Source organism: Mycobacterium simiae (genome assembly GCF_010727605.1).
GTDB classification, from domain to species: Bacteria; Actinomycetota; Actinomycetes; order Mycobacteriales; family Mycobacteriaceae; genus Mycobacterium; species Mycobacterium simiae.
The window spans coordinates 588,851-603,767 of the sequence record NZ_AP022568.1; the positions used below are offsets into that span (position 1 = coordinate 588,851).

The window sequence follows — 14,917 nt, forward strand, 5'->3', positions numbered from 1 at the left end:
TCAATCCGCCCGGAGTCGGACATCACCCGAGATCAGCAACGGCAGCGCGGCGTCGCGCAGCGCCGACAGTCGGACTGATTCGCTACGTCGCGCATGGCACAGCGCCCCCAGGCCGGCGATCGTCCGCGCCGTGGACGCGGTCAGCCGCCGAACGTCACGAACCGCGACGGCCATCAGGTCAGCGCGCCGGACGCGCTGGTGGCTGCCCGAGGTCCCGGCGACTTTTTGCTGCAGACTCTCGACGACGTCGCGCTGCCGCAGCGCCGCCCACAAGGCCGAGGTGTCTGGACCGGTGTCGGCGCCCGCGGGGGTCAGCACGACGAATTCGGTACTGGCGACTGCCATTTCGGTAGGTAACCGCGTCACGTTCCAAATGCGCGGAATTCGCGGATTCAGCTTGGCGAACAGCACACACGGCCCGGACAGCAGGAACTTGCCACTGCGCACGGTTGACCGGCGAACGAGACGTGGCATGGCGTCGTCGTCGAAGGCGGCCAGGCTGAAATGGGCCACCATGTCGTCGAAGTGTCCTGGTTGCCGAAGCGCCGTGGAGTGTTCGGCCAGGCACGACAGCGGCACCCGATCGCCGACCGTCTCGACGAGGGCAACCATCAGGTGTTCGGCCGCGGCGATCACGCGGTGGTTGGCGGCGATCTTGTCGTCGAAAGCGCCGAGCAGTTCGGCGATTCGGCGCCGCTGCCCTTCCGGCACCGTCCGCACCGACACGTCGCGCAGAATCCCCTGATTCAGTAGCGGTTGTCCCGATCCGGCGCGGTACTCGTTGAGCCGGCAGGTTTGCAGCGCGTAGTACCAATATCTGGTCTCGGCGGGTTCTTTGGCGCGGCACACCAGCGCGTTGTCGGTGACCCACACGTCGGACTCGCAGTAATGCGCACTGCCGCAATAGGATCCGACGCGACCGAGCACGATCAGCGGGCCGCGCGCGTTGGGCCGGGCCGTAAAGCCGATGACGCCGTTGGCGCCGTACACGGGAAAACGCCCGTCCGATACCCGTACCGGTGCGCCGCTGCCGGTGCTGAAGTCGAGGTATTCGCCCAGCATCGCGGTCAGCACAGTCGCTGCACCTGCTCGCGCACCGCCGTCTCCAATCGCGCGGACTCGTCGAGCGCGCGCAACAGGTCCTTGGTCAGCCGGGTGATCTTCGCGGCGGCCGGCTCCGCGTCGTCCTCGGCCACTGGAGTACCGACGTAGCGCCCGGGCGTGAGCAGATAGCCCGCGGCTGCGATGTCGTCTCGGGAAACCGATTGGCAATATCCCGCAACGTCCTGGTACTCAATGCCTTTCGCGGAGGCAGTGCCGCACCAGGCATGATAGGTGTCGGCGATATGGCCCACCTCCGCGTCGGTCAGTACGCGTTCGGTGCGGTCGACGAGGTAGCCGAACCCACGGGCGTCGACGAACAGTACCTGCCCGGCCCGCCGGCCCTTGTCCTTGGCGAAAAACCACAGGCACACCGGGATGCTGGTGCTGCGAAACAGCTGTGTGGGCAGTGCGACCATGCAGGAAACCAGGTCCGCGTCGACAATCTGAGCGCGAATAGCGCCCTCTCCCGAGGCATTCGATGACATCGAACCGTTGGCCATCACTACACCGGCCTTGCCGGCCGGTGTCAGCTTCGCCAGGATGTGCTGAATCCAGCCGTAGTTGGCGTTGCCGGCGGGGGGAACACCGAAGCACCAGCGCCGGTCATTTTCGTCGCGAGCCCAATCTTTGATATTGAACGGCGGATTGGCCATCACGTAGTCCATCTGCAGCCCGGCGTGCAGGTCTTCGACAAGCGTGTCGCCCCGGGCCAGGCCGGTGTTGTCGATGCCTCGAATCGCCAGGTTCAGCTTCGCCATTCGCCAGGTTTGTTCGATGCTTTCCTGGCCGTAGATGCGGACATTGGTGGAATCACCGGCGTGCTCTGCGATGAAAGCCTCTGTCTGGACGAACATTCCGCCCGACCCGCAGCATGGGTCGTACACCCGTCCGCCGGTTGGTTCCAAAACTTCCACCATCAGCCGCACGACGCTGGGCGGGGTGAAGAATTCGCCGCCCCGTCTGCCCTCGGCGCGGGCGAAATGGCCCAGGAAGTACTCGTACACCTCTCCCAGCGCATCCCCGGGATGCTGGCCGACCGGCACACCGTCGAGCAGGCGCACCAGCTCCCCGAGCCGGCGCTGATCGAGGTTTTCATACAACCCGGGCGCCACGCCGAGCGCATGGTCGGCTGCCGTCGCTTCGATCATCGCGGCATCCACCAGCCGGCCGATGGCGTCGTTACCTGCGTTGTCGGCCAACGTGTTCCAGGTCGACGCCGAGATGTGTTTGAGGAACACCAAACCCAAAATCACGTCCTTGTACTGACTGGCCGACAGCGAGCCGCGCAACTTCTCAGCCGCCTTCCACAGCGTGGCCTTGAGCTCTTTGGACTGTGTCATCAGCCGAGTCGCTTGACGGCAGCGCGCAAGTCGGCAGCCAAATCGCCGCGGCCGGACACGCTGACGCCGCCCAGGCCGAGCCAGGACGCCATCGACGCGAGCTCGCCGGCCAACGCATCGGCCACCTTCGGCCGCGGCGCCTCGGGCTCGGCGAACGCACCCACCACCCGCAGCCTGTCGGCAATGCGGTCGGCCTTGAGATCGACCCGCGCCCTCAGCTGACCGTCCACCAGCACCGGCCAGACGTAGTAACCGTATTTTCGTTGCCGCGCGGGCACATAAATCTCGATGCGGTAGTGGAAGCCGAACAGCCGTTCCACCCGGGGCCGGAAGAAGATCAGCGGGTCGAAGGGGCACAGCAGCGCGGTGCCGCGATCCTGCCGCGGCGTCGACTGGCCTGCTCGCAGATATGCGGGGCCCGGCCAGCCGTCGACGGTGACCGCCTCAATCTCCCCCGCGGCCACCAAGTCGGCCAGCGCGGGCTTGACCTGCCGCGGCGACAGCCGGAAGTAGTCGCGGATGTCGGGCTCGGTGCCCACGCCCAGCGCGGTGGCCGCCCGCAGTACGAGTTCGCGGACGGCTTCGGCATCGTCGACCTGGCGGGCCAGCACGCTCGCCGGCAACACCCGTTCCACCAGGTCGTAGTGGCGGGCGAAGCCCACCCGGGTGGCCGTGGTGAGCACGCCGGACGCAAACAGCGCCTCGGCGACCCACTTGGTGTCGCTGCGGCTGCCCCACCAGCTGCCTCTGGGGCCGCGAGACTCCGCCTCGAGATGAGCCTCGATCTGTCCGGCGGTGCTCGGGCCCAGTTCGCTGACGGCGGCGACGATCTTGTCGGCGAGGTGTGGATTGGCCTTGACGATGTGTGTGCCCCACCGGCCGTGCCGGTACTGGCGCATCCGCCAGCGCAACAGCGGCCAATCGTCAACCGCGATCAGCGCGGCCTCGTGCGCCCAGTACTCGGCCAGCAACCGCGCCGAGCGGGGGCCCCAGGCGGCGCGGTCCAGCACGTCGCGGTCATACGGGCCGAGCCGGCTGAACACCGGCGCGTAATGAGCCCGCACCGATACCGAGACCGAATCCAGTTGCAGCACTTGGATTCTGGAGATCAATCGACGAAGGTGCGCGCGGTTGACCGGGCCGCCGGGGCGGGGCTGGTTAAACCCTTGGGCCGCAACGGCTATCCGTCGGGCCTGAGCGACGGTCAGCGTCGGAGTCGACACGCGCCGAGAATACCGGTCGGCACGCCATGTTCAGCGCAGGCTCACCCCGCGCTCACCTTCTCGTCCACGGCGGCGGCGCCGTCTTGCAGCGGTTCCTCTTGTTCGCGGTAGGCCGCCTCCAGGGCGGCCGGAACCGAGTCCAAGTCGCGATGCACGGCCAACAGTTGCTCTAAGACCTTGACTCGCTGTTCCCGCGCGGCGGCGATGGCCCGTCGGGCCTCCTCGCGCTCGCGGTCTAGCTGCTCCTTCGCTTCGGCCAGCAGCTGTTCCCGCGCCCGCCGGGCATCGTCGTGCATGCCGGCCAGTTCCGCCTCGAGCGCCTCCTTGGCTTCGCGGTACTCGGTCTCCATGGCCTTGTGCCGCGACGCCATGTCCGCCAACCTCTGCTCGTGCTGTCGCCGCTCGGCCTCGATCTCCGCTTCGGCCGCCGTGATCATCGCCTCCGCCTCGGCCCGCGCCTCGGCCTGCATCTCCGAGATTTCGTCGACCGTGCTGCGCAGCATCTTGGCCATCCGTTGCTGCATCGCGTGTGGCGTCGGCGACGTGTCGGTGAGCAGGGCGACCTCCTTGCGCAGTGCGGCCACCTCGTCGGCGGAATTTTGCAGCCGCGCCCGCAGGCTGTCGACGTCGTCGACCAACAACTTTTGCTTTGCGGTCAGCATGTCGATGTGGGCATCGACTGCCGCCGGCTCGTAGCCCATGAACTTGCGGTTGAACGCCTTGGTGGGTTCGGTCATCACTGCCACTTTCCCCTCCCTGGAAGTGCAAAACCCCGTCTCGCCGACCCCACCGACTCCGTCGAGTATGTCAGGTCGGGCTAGCGGCGCCGAGTCGAGCGCGCTAGGCCCGACGATAGCTGTGGAAGCGGTACCGCAGCCCGGAGCGGCTGACGTGCCATTCCCCTGTCTCGCCGAGCCACGCCTCGTCGAGCACCGGGGCCAGCGCGTCCTCGTCGTCGCGCACCAGGTCGACCTCGATCTCGGTGACCTCGCACCGCGTCGCCAGTGGCAACGCCTGCGCGTAGATCTGTGCACCGCCGATCACCCACGCTGGGGACTCTGAGGCGGGCGCCGACAGGGACGCGAAAGCGGCATCCAGTGAGCGGGCCACCTCGGCTCCGTCGGCGGTGAAGTCGGCCTGCCGGGACAACACGATGTTGCGGCGACCGGGCAGCGGCCGCACCCGGGCCGGCAGCGAATCCCAGGTCCGCCGTCCCATGATCACGGTGCGGCCCACCGTCACCTGCTTGAAGCGGGCCAGGTCTTCGGGCACGTGCCACGGGATGTCGCCGTTGCGGCCGATGACGCCGGAGGTGGACTGAGCCCACACCAGACCGACTTCTCTCATACAGCGACGGGCGCTTTGATCGCCGGGTGCGGATCGTAATTCTTGACGACGACGTCTTCGTAGGTGTAGTCGAAGATCGAATCCCGATGGGCAAGAAAGAGTTCCGGATACGGCCGCGGCTCGCGGCTGAGCTGGATACGGACCTGGTCGACATGGTTGTCGTAGATGTGACAGTCGCCGCCGGTCCAGATGAACTCGCCGACGTCCAGGCCGGCCTGGGCCGCCATCATGTGGGTGAGCAGCGCGTAGCTGGCGATGTTAAACGGCACGCCGAGGAACAGGTCCGCGCTGCGCTGGTAGAGCTGGCAGCTCAGCCGCCGGTCGGCGACGTAGAACTGGAAGAACGCATGACACGGCGGCAGCGCCATCTGCGGGATTTCGCCGACATTCCACGCCGACACAATGTTGCGCCGCGAGTTCGGGTCCGTGCGCAGCAACTCCAGGGCGGCACTGATCTGGTCGATGTGGTCCCCCGACGGGGTGGGCCAAGACCGCCACTGCACGCCGTAAATGGGGCCCAGATCGCCTGTGTCGCTGGCCCATTCGTCCCAGATGGTGACGCCGTGTTCGTGTAGCCAGCCGACGTTGGAGTCGCCACGCAAAAACCACAGCAACTCATAGACCACCGACTTCAAATGCACCTTCTTGGTGGTCAGCAGCGGGAAACCGGCCGACAGGTCGTAGCGCAGTTGCTGGCCGAACAGGCTGCGGGTTCCGGTGCCGGTGCGGTCCGCCTTGGCCGATCCCGTTGCCAGGACCAGGCGCAGCAAGTCCTCGTAGGGCGTGGGGATGGGCACGCGGCCAGCTTAGCGGGTCGATACCGAAAATCCGGGGTTCAACGCCGCGGAGTACAACGGTGCCATGCCGAACATCATCGACACCGTCACCACCGCCGACGGAAGCTGCACCGTCCACCTGCTCACCCCCAACGGCCACGAGGCCCGGGTCCCATGGCCGGGCGTGGTCATGTACCCCGACGCCGGCGGACTACGCGACACCTTCCAGCACATGGCGGCCAAACTGGCCTCGTACGGCTACACCGTGTTGCTACCCGATGTGTATTACCGCAGCGGCGATTGGGCGCCGTTCGACATGGCCACCGTGTTCGGCGACGAGAGCGAACGCAAGCGGCTGTTCGCCATGATCGGCACGCTGACACCGGACAAGGTGGCCAGCGACGCGCGAGCGTTCTTCAACTACCTCGCGGACCGGCCCGAGGTCAGCGGCGAACGTTTCGGCGTGTGCGGCTACTGCATGGGCGGGCGGATCTCGCTGTTGGTGGCCGGTCGCGTTCCCGACCGCGTCGCTGCGGCCGCGTCCTTCCACGGCGGTGGCCTGGTGACCGACGCCGCGGACAGCCCCCATCTGCTCGCGCACCGCATGACGGCCACGATCTACGTCGGCGGCGCCCAGAACGACGCGTCGTTCACGACCGACGACGCCGAACAGCTCGACAAGGCGCTGACGGCGGCCCAGGTGCCGCACACCATCGAGTGGTATCAGGCCGGCCACGGCTTCGCGGTCCCGGACAACGCGCCCTACGACGAGGCGGCCGCCGAGCGGCACTGGGCGGCGATGACGGAGGTCTTCGCCGCCGCGCTGCCGCGCTAAAGCTTTTCGCCGCTCACCGCCTCCAAAAGCAGCTTCGCCGCTACCGCCGCGCCGTCGGCGGCGATGTCGCGGCCCACCGCGTCGGCGCGCGCGCGGGTCTCGTCGGCCAGCGCCACCTCCAGCGCGGCCGGCAGCGCCCCCACCGGCGGGGTGGGGCCGTCGCACGCGCTGCCGATCCCCAGCGCGATCACCCGCAGCGCCCAGTACACCTGGTCGGGGCCCTGCGGCACCACCACTTGCGGCACGCCGGCCCGGGCGGCGGTCGTCGTGGTGCCCGCCCCGCCGTGATGCACGACGGCGGCCACCCGCCGGAACAACGCCTGCTGGTTGACCTCGCCAATGGCGAAGCAGTCGTCGGCGTCGCCGTCGGGCGCCAGGTCCGCCCAGCCCCGGGCGAGCAGCACCCGCCGGCCCTGAGCGCGGATGGCTGCGATCGCCATCGGCACGACCTCCTTGGCACCCCACAGCGGCATGCTGCCGAAGCCGAGGTACACCGGCGGCGGACCGGCGTCGAGAAACTCCTCCAATTCGGCCGAGAGTGGGCGGTCGTCGGGCAGCAGCCACGCGCCGGTTTGCATGACGTCGAAGCCGGGCAGCCGCTGCCACGGGCCCAGAGTCGGGTCGGCGGCCAGCCACGGCCGGTCGGTGTAGGCGTAGCCGCGCACGTCGCTCACCGGGGGCAAGCCGATCGACGCCCGACGGCTGTTGAGCGTCGGACCAAACAACGCATTGGCGTTGCGGGCGTTGTGATCCCACATCACCCGATTGTCGATTTCGCTGGTGCCCATCCCCCGGCCGACATACTCCGGCGGCGGGTGATACGGCGACGGCAGGTGGGTCGGGTGATAACTGGCGTAGACATAGTGGATGCCCAGCTTGTCGGCGACGGACCGCGCGCCGGCCGCCGTCCACACCAGTGCGGTCGACACCAGCGCGTCACACCCCTGCGCTGCCGCCGCGACCGTGTCGAACTGGGCATCGATCAGGCCGAGCACATGCGTACGCAGCTGCTCCTCCGAGGATCGTGTCGCCGCGGTGGTCACCGCACGCACCGACGGGCCGAAGGCCACCAGCGGAATTCCGAATCCTGCTGCGCGCTCGGCAAATTCGTCATCCGGTGGGCAGGCCAGCACAGCCTGTGCGCCGAGTGCCTGCAGCTGCACTGCCAGCGCCAGCAGTGGTTCGACACCGCCGCGCGAATCGTATGTCGACAGCAACACACGCATTGCGCTTACTCCATTCCCCGGACTACGAGGCCGGGAGGTCGAATGCCAGCTGATCGCTGTTGGTGCAAGAACTTTTAGCTCTGCGGCCGCATTTGAAAGCCCTGCGCTCCGCCGAGCAGCAGGCCGCCGTCGATCACCATCGTCTCGCCGGTGATCCAGCTGGCCGCGTCGGAGACCAAGAAAGTCACCGCGTTTGCTACGTCGATGGGTTCGCCGATGCGCCCCAACGCAATCGACGCCCCGAGCGGGTCCTCGTTGTCCTTCCACAATGCCTCAGCCAGCCTGGTGCGCACCACGCCCGGGGCGATGGCATTGACGCGGATGCGCGGCGAGAGTTCGAGAGCCAGTTGCTTGGTGACGTGGATCAGCGCGGCCTTGGTGGCGTTGTACATGCCCATCCCCGGCGATTGATGCAGTCCGCCGATCGACGCGGTGTTGACGATCGCGCCGCCATGCTCGCCCATCCAGGCCTTGACAACCAACGATGTCCACAGCAGTGGCGCCCACAGATTGACGTCGAAGATCTTGCTGAAGCGGGCGTGATCCTGTTCGATCAGCGGGCCGAAGGCCGGGTTGGTGCCGGCGTTGTTGATCAGAATGTCGACGCTGCCGAACCTCTCCAGGGTGAGATCCACACACCGGCGCGCGGCGTCCTCATCGACAGCGTGTGCCCCTACCCCGACGGCCGCCTCACCCACCTGTGCCGCGGCCGCGTCTGCGGCCTCCTGCTTGCGGGCGGTGAGCACCACGTTGGCGCCGGCGGCGGCGAGCTGCTGCGAGATCGCCAACCCGATCCCACGGGAGGCTCCCGTGATGATCGCGGTGCGGCCGGTCAAATCCAATGTGGTCATCGTTGAACACCTTTTGTTGTGGGGGAGCCCGACTTCGCCAACGGTGAGTGTCGAACCCAATTAATCTTCCGGGAGAGGTTTTGTCACCGCATGCGCGTGGTATGCGTTGACGCATGTTAGCGAAATTCACCCTCCTGAAACCACTGGTGGTCGGTGGCGCCGTCGCTGCCGCGATCGCCGCCGCCCCGATTGCCGCTGCGGACAGTTTTGCGACCAGCCCGGCAATGACAGGTCCTGCTCCCACTCACATCGTGTTCAAGGATGATCCCGGTGGCGGTGGCTGCGACGCCAACGGCAACTGCGGTTCCGGTGGCCAGAACAACGGTCCGGGCGGCGGTCCTGGCGGCCAGGGCTGCGTCCCCGGCGTCGGCTGCGGTTCCGGCGGCCAGTTCGCCGGTCCGGGCGGCGTTCCGGGCGGGACCGGCTGTCTACCGGGCGTTGGCTGCGGATCCGGTCACGCCTGATAAATCCTCGGTTTAGACCCCTCGGGCTCCGGTCAGCCTGGCTATCCATGCCCGGGAGTCCGAGGGGTCTATTACATCGTCGAGTTCGAACGTCGACGCGGCACGCAAGGCTTTGCCGTGCTGGTAAGCCGCGGCGACGAGCCGGCTGAAAAGCTGTTCCTGCTCGGCGGGGCCGCCCGCGGCTGCCAGCTCTTTGCTGAAGCCCAGCCGCACCGCGCCTTCGAGTCCCATGCCGCCGATCTCGCCCGTCGGCCACGCGACGGTGAATTGTGGGGCGCGAAACGAACCGCCCGCCATGGCCATCGCACCAAGCCCATAGCCCTTGCGCAAGATGATCATTCCGATCGGCACGGTCAGGTGCGCACCGACCACGAACATCCGGCCGAACCGGCGGACTGTCGCGCGTTTCTCCGAATCGGGCCCCACCATGAATCCCGGTGTGTCGCACAAGGAAATCACCGGCAGTCGAAACGACTCGCACAGCGTAAGAAAGTCGCTGGCCTTGTCGGCCGCATCGGCGTCGATCGCGCCGCCCAGATGATGACTGCTGTTGGCGAGCAATCCGTATGCCACCCCCTCGACGCGGACCAGCGCGGTGACGATGCCCACGCCGTAGTCGGGCCGCAATTCGAGCACCGAGCCGACGTCGACGATCGACTCGATGGCGCGTCGCACGTCGTAGGCACGTAATCGGTGCTCCGGCACCACTTGTCGGGCCAGCCGCGGATCGGGTGCCGACCAATCGGCAACGCGGCCTTGAAAATAGGACAAATATTGCTTGGCCAGGGACACCGCATCCGCTTCGTCGCGTGCCACCAGGTCCACCACGCCGTTGTGGCGCTGCACGTCGATCGGCCCGATCGCTTCCGGCGGATACACTCCCAACCCGCCGCCTTCGATCATCGCCGGCCCGCCCATGCCGATGTTGGCGTCGGGCGTCGCGATGATCACGTCGCACACCCCCGCGAGCGCCGCATTACCGGCGAAACAACGTCCGGAGACGATCGACACCAACGGCACCCGGCCACGCAATCCCGCCAGTACCCGGAAGGTCGGCACGTCCAGTCCGGCCGCGCCGCCGACGTCCGTGTCGCCCGGTCGGCCACCGCCACCTTCGGCGAAAAGCACTACGGGCAAGCGTCTTCGGGCGGCCAGCTCGAACACACGGTCCGTTTTGGCGTGATTGCGCATACCTTGCGTTCCGGCGAGCACGGTGTAGTCGTAGGAGACCACCACCGCCCCGGCCGCCGCCGGCCCGAACCGGTCGGCGCCGATCGTGGCCAGGCCTGCGACCAGGCCGTCGGCGGGCGTGTTGGCGATGAGGTCCGCTTCGGAGCGGCGGCTGCGCTGCGCTGCGATGGCCAACGCGCCGTACTCGACGAAGCTGCCCGCGTCGACCAGATCGGCGATGTTCTCTCGTGCGGTGCGGCGGCCCCGCTGGTGTCGCTTGGCCACCGCCGCTGCCCTGCCCTCGTCGAGCGTCAGCAGATGGCGCTGTCGGACCTCCTCGAGGTCCGCCCTGGGCCGATCGAGATCGACTGCCGCGCTGGTCGATTCGCCATCCAAGCCGGCGCCGGTGCGGACGAACACCAGCAACGGATCACCGGTGCCGACGACCTGACCCGCGGCCACCAGATTCCGCACCGTGCGCAGGGCATCCGGTGCAGCGAGCACATGGTGCATCTTCATCGCTTCGAGTAACACCAACTGTTCGCCGGGATCGGCCTCGCTGCCCTGCGCCGCGATCTCGACCACGGTGCCGGCCAGCTGCGCGCGCAGTGCTTCCTCCCCCGGATGCAGCTCGACGGCGGGCATCGCGGTGTCGTGCACGTGGGACAGCGCGGCGGCGGCCAGCTCGGGAAGCTTGTCGTCGAGGAAATCCGTCGTCACCACTCCCGACTGAAGCTCAACGTCTGACAACAGCTCCCGTAGGAAATTCAGATTCGTGCGAACACCCTCGACATCGAACTCCGCCAATGCGGTTCGCGATTTGCGCAGCGCCGCCGGGAAGGACGCTCCGTGCACATGGGTGACCACCTTGGCCAGCAAGGAGTCGTACCGCGCGGTCAACGCCAGCCCGGTCCGGCCGTGGGTGTCCACCCGAACCCCCGGGCCGGTCGGCGGGCCGAACACGGTCAGGGTTCCGGATGCGGGTGCCACGGCCCCGTCCGCCGACAACGTTTCGGTGTTGACTCGGGTTTGTATGGCGATACCCCGCGGCGCGGCGGGCTCGCCGATCACCTCGTCACCGTCGGACGCAATTCCAGGCGGTAGGCCCAGTTGATAGTAGGAAGCGCCACCGGCGATCGCGAGCTGCGCAGCCACCAGGTCGACGCCGGTGGTCTCCTCGGTGATTGTGTGCTCGACCTGGATGCGCGGGTTCACCTCGAGGAAGACGAATTCTTCACCGCGGACCATAAATTCGACCGTGGCGAGGCCACGGAGTCCTACTCGGCCGCACAGCCGGGCAGCGGCCAGATGCAACTCGCGCCGCAACGCCTCCGAAAGGCCTTGCGCAGGCGCAATTTCAACGAGCTTTTGATAACGGCGCTGAATACTGCAATCACGGTCGCCGAGGGCCAGCGCGTGCGTGCGGGGCCCGGCAGCCGCCGCCACGACTTGCACCTCAATGTGCCGTGCGCCCGCGAGCAACGCCTCGGCGAATACCGCGGAGGTGCCGAATCCCAGCCGCGCCTCCGCCGCGCACCGGCGGTAGGCCCCGTCGATCTGCTCCGCGCTGTCCACTCGACGCATGCCGCGCCCGCCGCCACCGGCCAACGCCTTGATCATCACCGGTCCGGGCTGCGCGGCGAAGAACGCGTGCACGTCCTCGACCGTGCTCGGCCCCTCGGTCGCGGGCAGCACCGGTACACCGGCGGCCATCGCGGCAGCACGCGCCGAGGATTTGTTACCGACCATGTCGAGGACCTTGGCATCGGGTCCGACGAACGTGTGCCCGGCGGCCGTGCATGCGCGGGCGAAATCGCCGCTCTCGGAAAGGAAGCCGTAACCCGGATGGATCAGCTGTGCATCCGCGTTCGTGGCCGCCGCCAGTATCGACGACTGGTCGAGATAGGCCTGCGCGCCGGTACCCGGCAGCCCGATTGCTTCGTCTGCTGCATGCACATGCGGGCTGTCGCCATCGTCCTCGGCATAGACCGCGACCGTTGGCAGTCCCACTTCAGCGGCAGTACGCATGATCCGCAGGGCGATTTCGCCGCGGTTGGCGATCAACAGGGTCATCGAAGTGGGTCGCCCCAGTGCACTTCACCGCGCAGCTTGGCCTTTAGCAATTTGCCACCGGCATTGCGCGGCAACGCTTCTGACACGACTGAGACGTACTGCGGGATTTTGTAGTCGGCGAGCTGCCCGCGGCAGTGCTCGAGGACGGCGGCCACATCGATGGGCGTCTCACCGCCGACCAGCACGGCTCCGACCTTTTCGCCCAGGACGTCATCGGGCACCGCCAGCACACACGCGTCGGCGACCGTCGGCGCGGCCAACAGGACGGCTTCGACTTCGACGCTGGACACATTCTCGCCGCCGCGATTGATGATGTCCTTGAGCCGGTCGACGATGTACACGCGGCCCGCGTCGTCGAGCCGCACCACGTCGCCGGTGCGCAGCCAGCCGTCGACGATGGTATCCGCGGTGGCCTGCGGCCGGTTCCAATATCCGGTGGTCAGATTGGCGCCGCGGGCCACCAATTCGCCGACGCGCGGATCGTCGCCGTCCGGGATCAGGCCGAGCTCGACCGAGGGCACCGCGTATCCGACCGAGTCGGCGTGGTCGATGGCGTCGTGATCGGGCAGCACGGTCATCAGCGACGCGGACTCGGTCATGCCATAACCGTTGAACACCGTGGCCTGCGGAAAGGCGTCTTTCACCGCCCGCACCAGCGAGGGCGCGATGGGCGCGCCGCCGTACCCCACCCAACCCACACCCGACACGTCGGTGCTGCCGAACTCCTTGTGCCGCAGCAGCAGGGCATAGACGGCGGGGACGGTGACCATCAGCGAGATCCGCTCGGCCGCCAGGGTGGCGATCAGCAGGTCGAGGCTGAGAGTCGGCATTATCACCGCCGTTCCGCCGAGCCGCGCGGCGGCCAAGAGCTGTGAGTTGCAACCGGTCACGTGGAACAGCGGCACCGAGATCAGGGTGCGCAGGTCCGCACCGCGGCTGGTGGACAATCCCACGCACCGATTCGTGTTCTCGGTGTTGGTAATGAACGCCTCGTGCGTCGTCGGCACCCCTTTGGGGCGCCCCGTCGTCCCCGACGTGTAAAACAGCGCGGCAGTGTCCGCGCGTTGGAGTCCCTCGATCACGAATGGTCGATCGTCGGGTAGTGGTGCACCCGCGGCCAAATCCACCCGGGCACCGGCGTCGGAGAGTACGAACTCGACCTCGGGCTGCGCCGAACGCGTATTGACCGCCACCGCAACGCCGCCGGCCATCACCGCGCCCCAGAAAGCCAGCACCCAATCGATTCCGGCCGGGTAGCGCACCGCCACCCGGTCGCCCGGCCGCACGCCGGCCGCGCGCAGCCCGCCGGCCACCCGCGCGGCGCGGTCCCACAACTGCCGATAGGTCAATCGGCCGGCGCCGACCTCCACCACCGCCTCCCCGTCCGGATGGCTCGCCACGTGAACGGCGAGCATGTCCAGCAGCGTGGCGGGCACATCGTCATAGCGGGGGACGCCGTCGAGATCCCGGGATACGCCCGCCGTCGAGAACGGGTTATGGTTGCGCGGAACCCCAATCACTGGAAGCATGCCCGCTCCTTACTATTCGGTGTCCTATCGTGAGAGCGGTGACGATCGCGGATTCCGCCATCATGCCCGAGGCATTCTTCACTGTCGACGGCGGCTCCTACGTTCCCGGACCGATGACCCGCGGGCCCTGGGGGGCGGCGATGGGTGGCCAAATCGTCGGCGGCCTGTTGGGTTGGGGCATAGAACAATCGGGCCTCGATCCCCATTTCCAGCCCACCCGCTTGACGGTGGACCTGTTGCGGCCGGCGCTGCTGCTGCCGGTCCAGATTCAGACCTCGGTGTTGCGCGAAGGGCGGCGCATCAGGCTGCTCGAGGCGACGCTGATCCAACGCGACACCATCGTCGCCCGCGCCAGTGCGTTGTTCCTGCGCCGCGGTGCACATCCCGATGGTCAGGTGTGGTCGGCTCCGGTCGAGATGCCGCCGCTGCCGACCCGCCACGACGGCTTCCCGGCGGACATGCCGTTTCATATCTGGGGATACGGCGCCACACTCGAAGGCAGTCCCGGCATCGCCGCCGGCGAGTGGCAACAGTCCCATGCCCAAAAGTTCGCGTGGGCCCGGCTGTTTCGCCCGATGGTCCAGGGCCATCCGCTGACACCATTCACCCGCCTGGCATTCGTCGGCGACATCACCAGTTCGGTCACCCATTGGGGCACAGGCGGATTGCGTTACATCAATGCCGACTACACCGTCACCGCCAGCCGACTGCCCGACGGCGAATTTCTGGGGCTGGCCGCGCAAAACCATTACGGCACGGCAGGTGTGGCCACCGGCACCGCAACGCTGTTCGACCGCCACGGCCCGCTCGGTGCCAGCTTCGCGACGGCCGTCGCTCAGCCCGCCGACGCGTTCAACCCGACCCATACCTAGTCGCTTTGCCGGCGCCCTAGCGCTAACCCTCTGCACGCGGCAGACATTGGGGCTATGCTGCTGTGCACCAGCCGCCGAACGGGTCTGCACAGCCGCAGCGGGGGGAC

At 67.7% G+C, this 14,917-nt stretch carries 13 protein-coding genes; 3 read left to right on the plus strand and 10 right to left on the minus strand.

Annotation, left to right across the window (positions count from 1 at the left end):
- From G6N33_RS02685 to G6N33_RS02710, 6 genes are all read right to left on the minus strand, one after another.
- On the minus strand, window positions 1-1,062 hold the full coding sequence (locus G6N33_RS02685; protein ID WP_044513186.1) for a restriction endonuclease subunit S: 1,062 nt from the start codon (window positions 1,060-1,062) through the stop codon (window positions 1-3).
- 5 nt (window positions 1,063-1,067) lie between these two features.
- Complete coding sequence (locus G6N33_RS02690; protein WP_044510994.1) at window positions 1,068-2,444, minus strand: class I SAM-dependent DNA methyltransferase; 1,377 nt, start codon at window positions 2,442-2,444, stop codon at window positions 1,068-1,070.
- The gene (locus G6N33_RS02695; protein WP_044510992.1) at window positions 2,444-3,667 is read right to left on the minus strand and encodes a winged helix-turn-helix domain-containing protein; all 1,224 of its coding nucleotides are present in this window, start codon (window positions 3,665-3,667) and stop codon (window positions 2,444-2,446) included. The genes G6N33_RS02690 and G6N33_RS02695 overlap by 1 nt, the downstream gene beginning before the upstream one ends.
- A gap of 41 nt (window positions 3,668-3,708) precedes the next feature.
- Window positions 3,709-4,407, minus strand: coding sequence for a DivIVA domain-containing protein (locus tag G6N33_RS02700; protein WP_044513185.1), 699 nt, complete (start codon window positions 4,405-4,407; stop codon window positions 3,709-3,711).
- A 100-nt stretch (window positions 4,408-4,507) separates the two neighbouring features.
- Window positions 4,508-5,014 (minus strand): dihydrofolate reductase, encoded by a 507-nt coding sequence (locus G6N33_RS02705; RefSeq protein ID WP_101528236.1) that lies wholly within the window; start codon window positions 5,012-5,014, stop codon window positions 4,508-4,510.
- A complete protein-coding gene (locus G6N33_RS02710; protein ID WP_044510989.1) occupies window positions 5,011-5,811 on the minus strand; it encodes a thymidylate synthase in 801 nt (266 codons plus the stop codon). The genes G6N33_RS02705 and G6N33_RS02710 overlap by 4 nt, the downstream gene beginning before the upstream one ends.
- Before the next feature lie 64 nt (window positions 5,812-5,875).
- Here G6N33_RS02710 and G6N33_RS02715 point away from each other — a divergent pair, with 64 nt between their 5' ends.
- Window positions 5,876-6,625 (plus strand): dienelactone hydrolase family protein, encoded by a 750-nt coding sequence (locus tag G6N33_RS02715; RefSeq protein WP_044510988.1) that lies wholly within the window; start codon window positions 5,876-5,878, stop codon window positions 6,623-6,625.
- Here the strand turns inward: G6N33_RS02715 and G6N33_RS02720 are convergent.
- Entirely contained in the window at window positions 6,622-7,851 is a 1,230-nt protein-coding gene (locus G6N33_RS02720) for a glycosyltransferase (RefSeq protein ID WP_101528237.1), read from the minus strand. The two genes, G6N33_RS02715 and G6N33_RS02720, sit on opposite strands and share 4 nt — an antisense overlap.
- Before the next feature lie 74 nt (window positions 7,852-7,925).
- The gene (locus tag G6N33_RS02725) at window positions 7,926-8,702 is read right to left on the minus strand and encodes an SDR family oxidoreductase (RefSeq protein WP_044510983.1); all 777 of its coding nucleotides are present in this window, start codon (window positions 8,700-8,702) and stop codon (window positions 7,926-7,928) included.
- 134 nt (window positions 8,703-8,836) lie between these two features.
- Here G6N33_RS02725 and G6N33_RS02730 point away from each other — a divergent pair, with 134 nt between their 5' ends.
- Window positions 8,837-9,166: a hypothetical protein gene (locus G6N33_RS02730; RefSeq protein ID WP_044513183.1), complete on the plus strand. Its 330-nt coding sequence runs from the start codon at window positions 8,837-8,839 to the stop codon at window positions 9,164-9,166.
- 12 nt (window positions 9,167-9,178) lie between these two features.
- On the opposite strand, the gene G6N33_RS02735 is transcribed toward G6N33_RS02730, so the two are convergent.
- Together G6N33_RS02735 and G6N33_RS02740 are read right to left on the minus strand one after the other, a co-directional pair.
- The gene (locus G6N33_RS02735) at window positions 9,179-12,409 is read right to left on the minus strand and encodes an acetyl-CoA carboxylase family protein (RefSeq protein WP_044510982.1); all 3,231 of its coding nucleotides are present in this window, start codon (window positions 12,407-12,409) and stop codon (window positions 9,179-9,181) included.
- Window positions 12,406-13,938 (minus strand): class I adenylate-forming enzyme family protein, encoded by a 1,533-nt coding sequence (locus G6N33_RS02740; protein WP_179962657.1) that lies wholly within the window; start codon window positions 13,936-13,938, stop codon window positions 12,406-12,408. The genes G6N33_RS02735 and G6N33_RS02740 overlap by 4 nt, the downstream gene beginning before the upstream one ends.
- Window positions 13,939-13,976: 38 nt before the next feature.
- On the opposite strand from G6N33_RS02740, the gene G6N33_RS02745 reads away from it, so the two are divergent.
- Window positions 13,977-14,810, plus strand: coding sequence for a thioesterase family protein (locus tag G6N33_RS02745; RefSeq protein ID WP_179962658.1), 834 nt, complete (start codon window positions 13,977-13,979; stop codon window positions 14,808-14,810).
- Window positions 14,811-14,917 lie beyond the last annotated feature (107 nt).

Coding starts and splice junctions, on each gene's coding strand:
- G6N33_RS02685 (WP_044513186.1), bottom strand. CDS start 1,062: ATGCTGGGCGAATACCTCGACTTCAGCACCGGCAGCGGCGCACCGGTA.
- G6N33_RS02690 (WP_044510994.1), bottom strand. CDS start 2,444: ATGACACAGTCCAAAGAGCTCAAGGCCACGCTGTGGAAGGCGGCTGAG.
- G6N33_RS02705 (WP_101528236.1), bottom strand. CDS start 5,014: ATGAGAGAAGTCGGTCTGGTGTGGGCTCAGTCCACCTCCGGCGTCATC.
- G6N33_RS02715 (WP_044510988.1), top strand. CDS start 5,876: ATGCCGAACATCATCGACACCGTCACCACCGCCGACGGAAGCTGCACC.
- G6N33_RS02720 (WP_101528237.1), bottom strand. CDS start 7,851: ATGCGTGTGTTGCTGTCGACATACGATTCGCGCGGCGGTGTCGAACCA.
- G6N33_RS02725 (WP_044510983.1), bottom strand. CDS start 8,702: ATGACCACATTGGATTTGACCGGCCGCACCGCGATCATCACGGGAGCC.
- G6N33_RS02735 (WP_044510982.1), bottom strand. CDS start 12,409: ATGACCCTGTTGATCGCCAACCGCGGCGAAATCGCCCTGCGGATCATG.
- G6N33_RS02740 (WP_179962657.1), bottom strand. CDS start 13,938: ATGCTTCCAGTGATTGGGGTTCCGCGCAACCATAACCCGTTCTCGACG.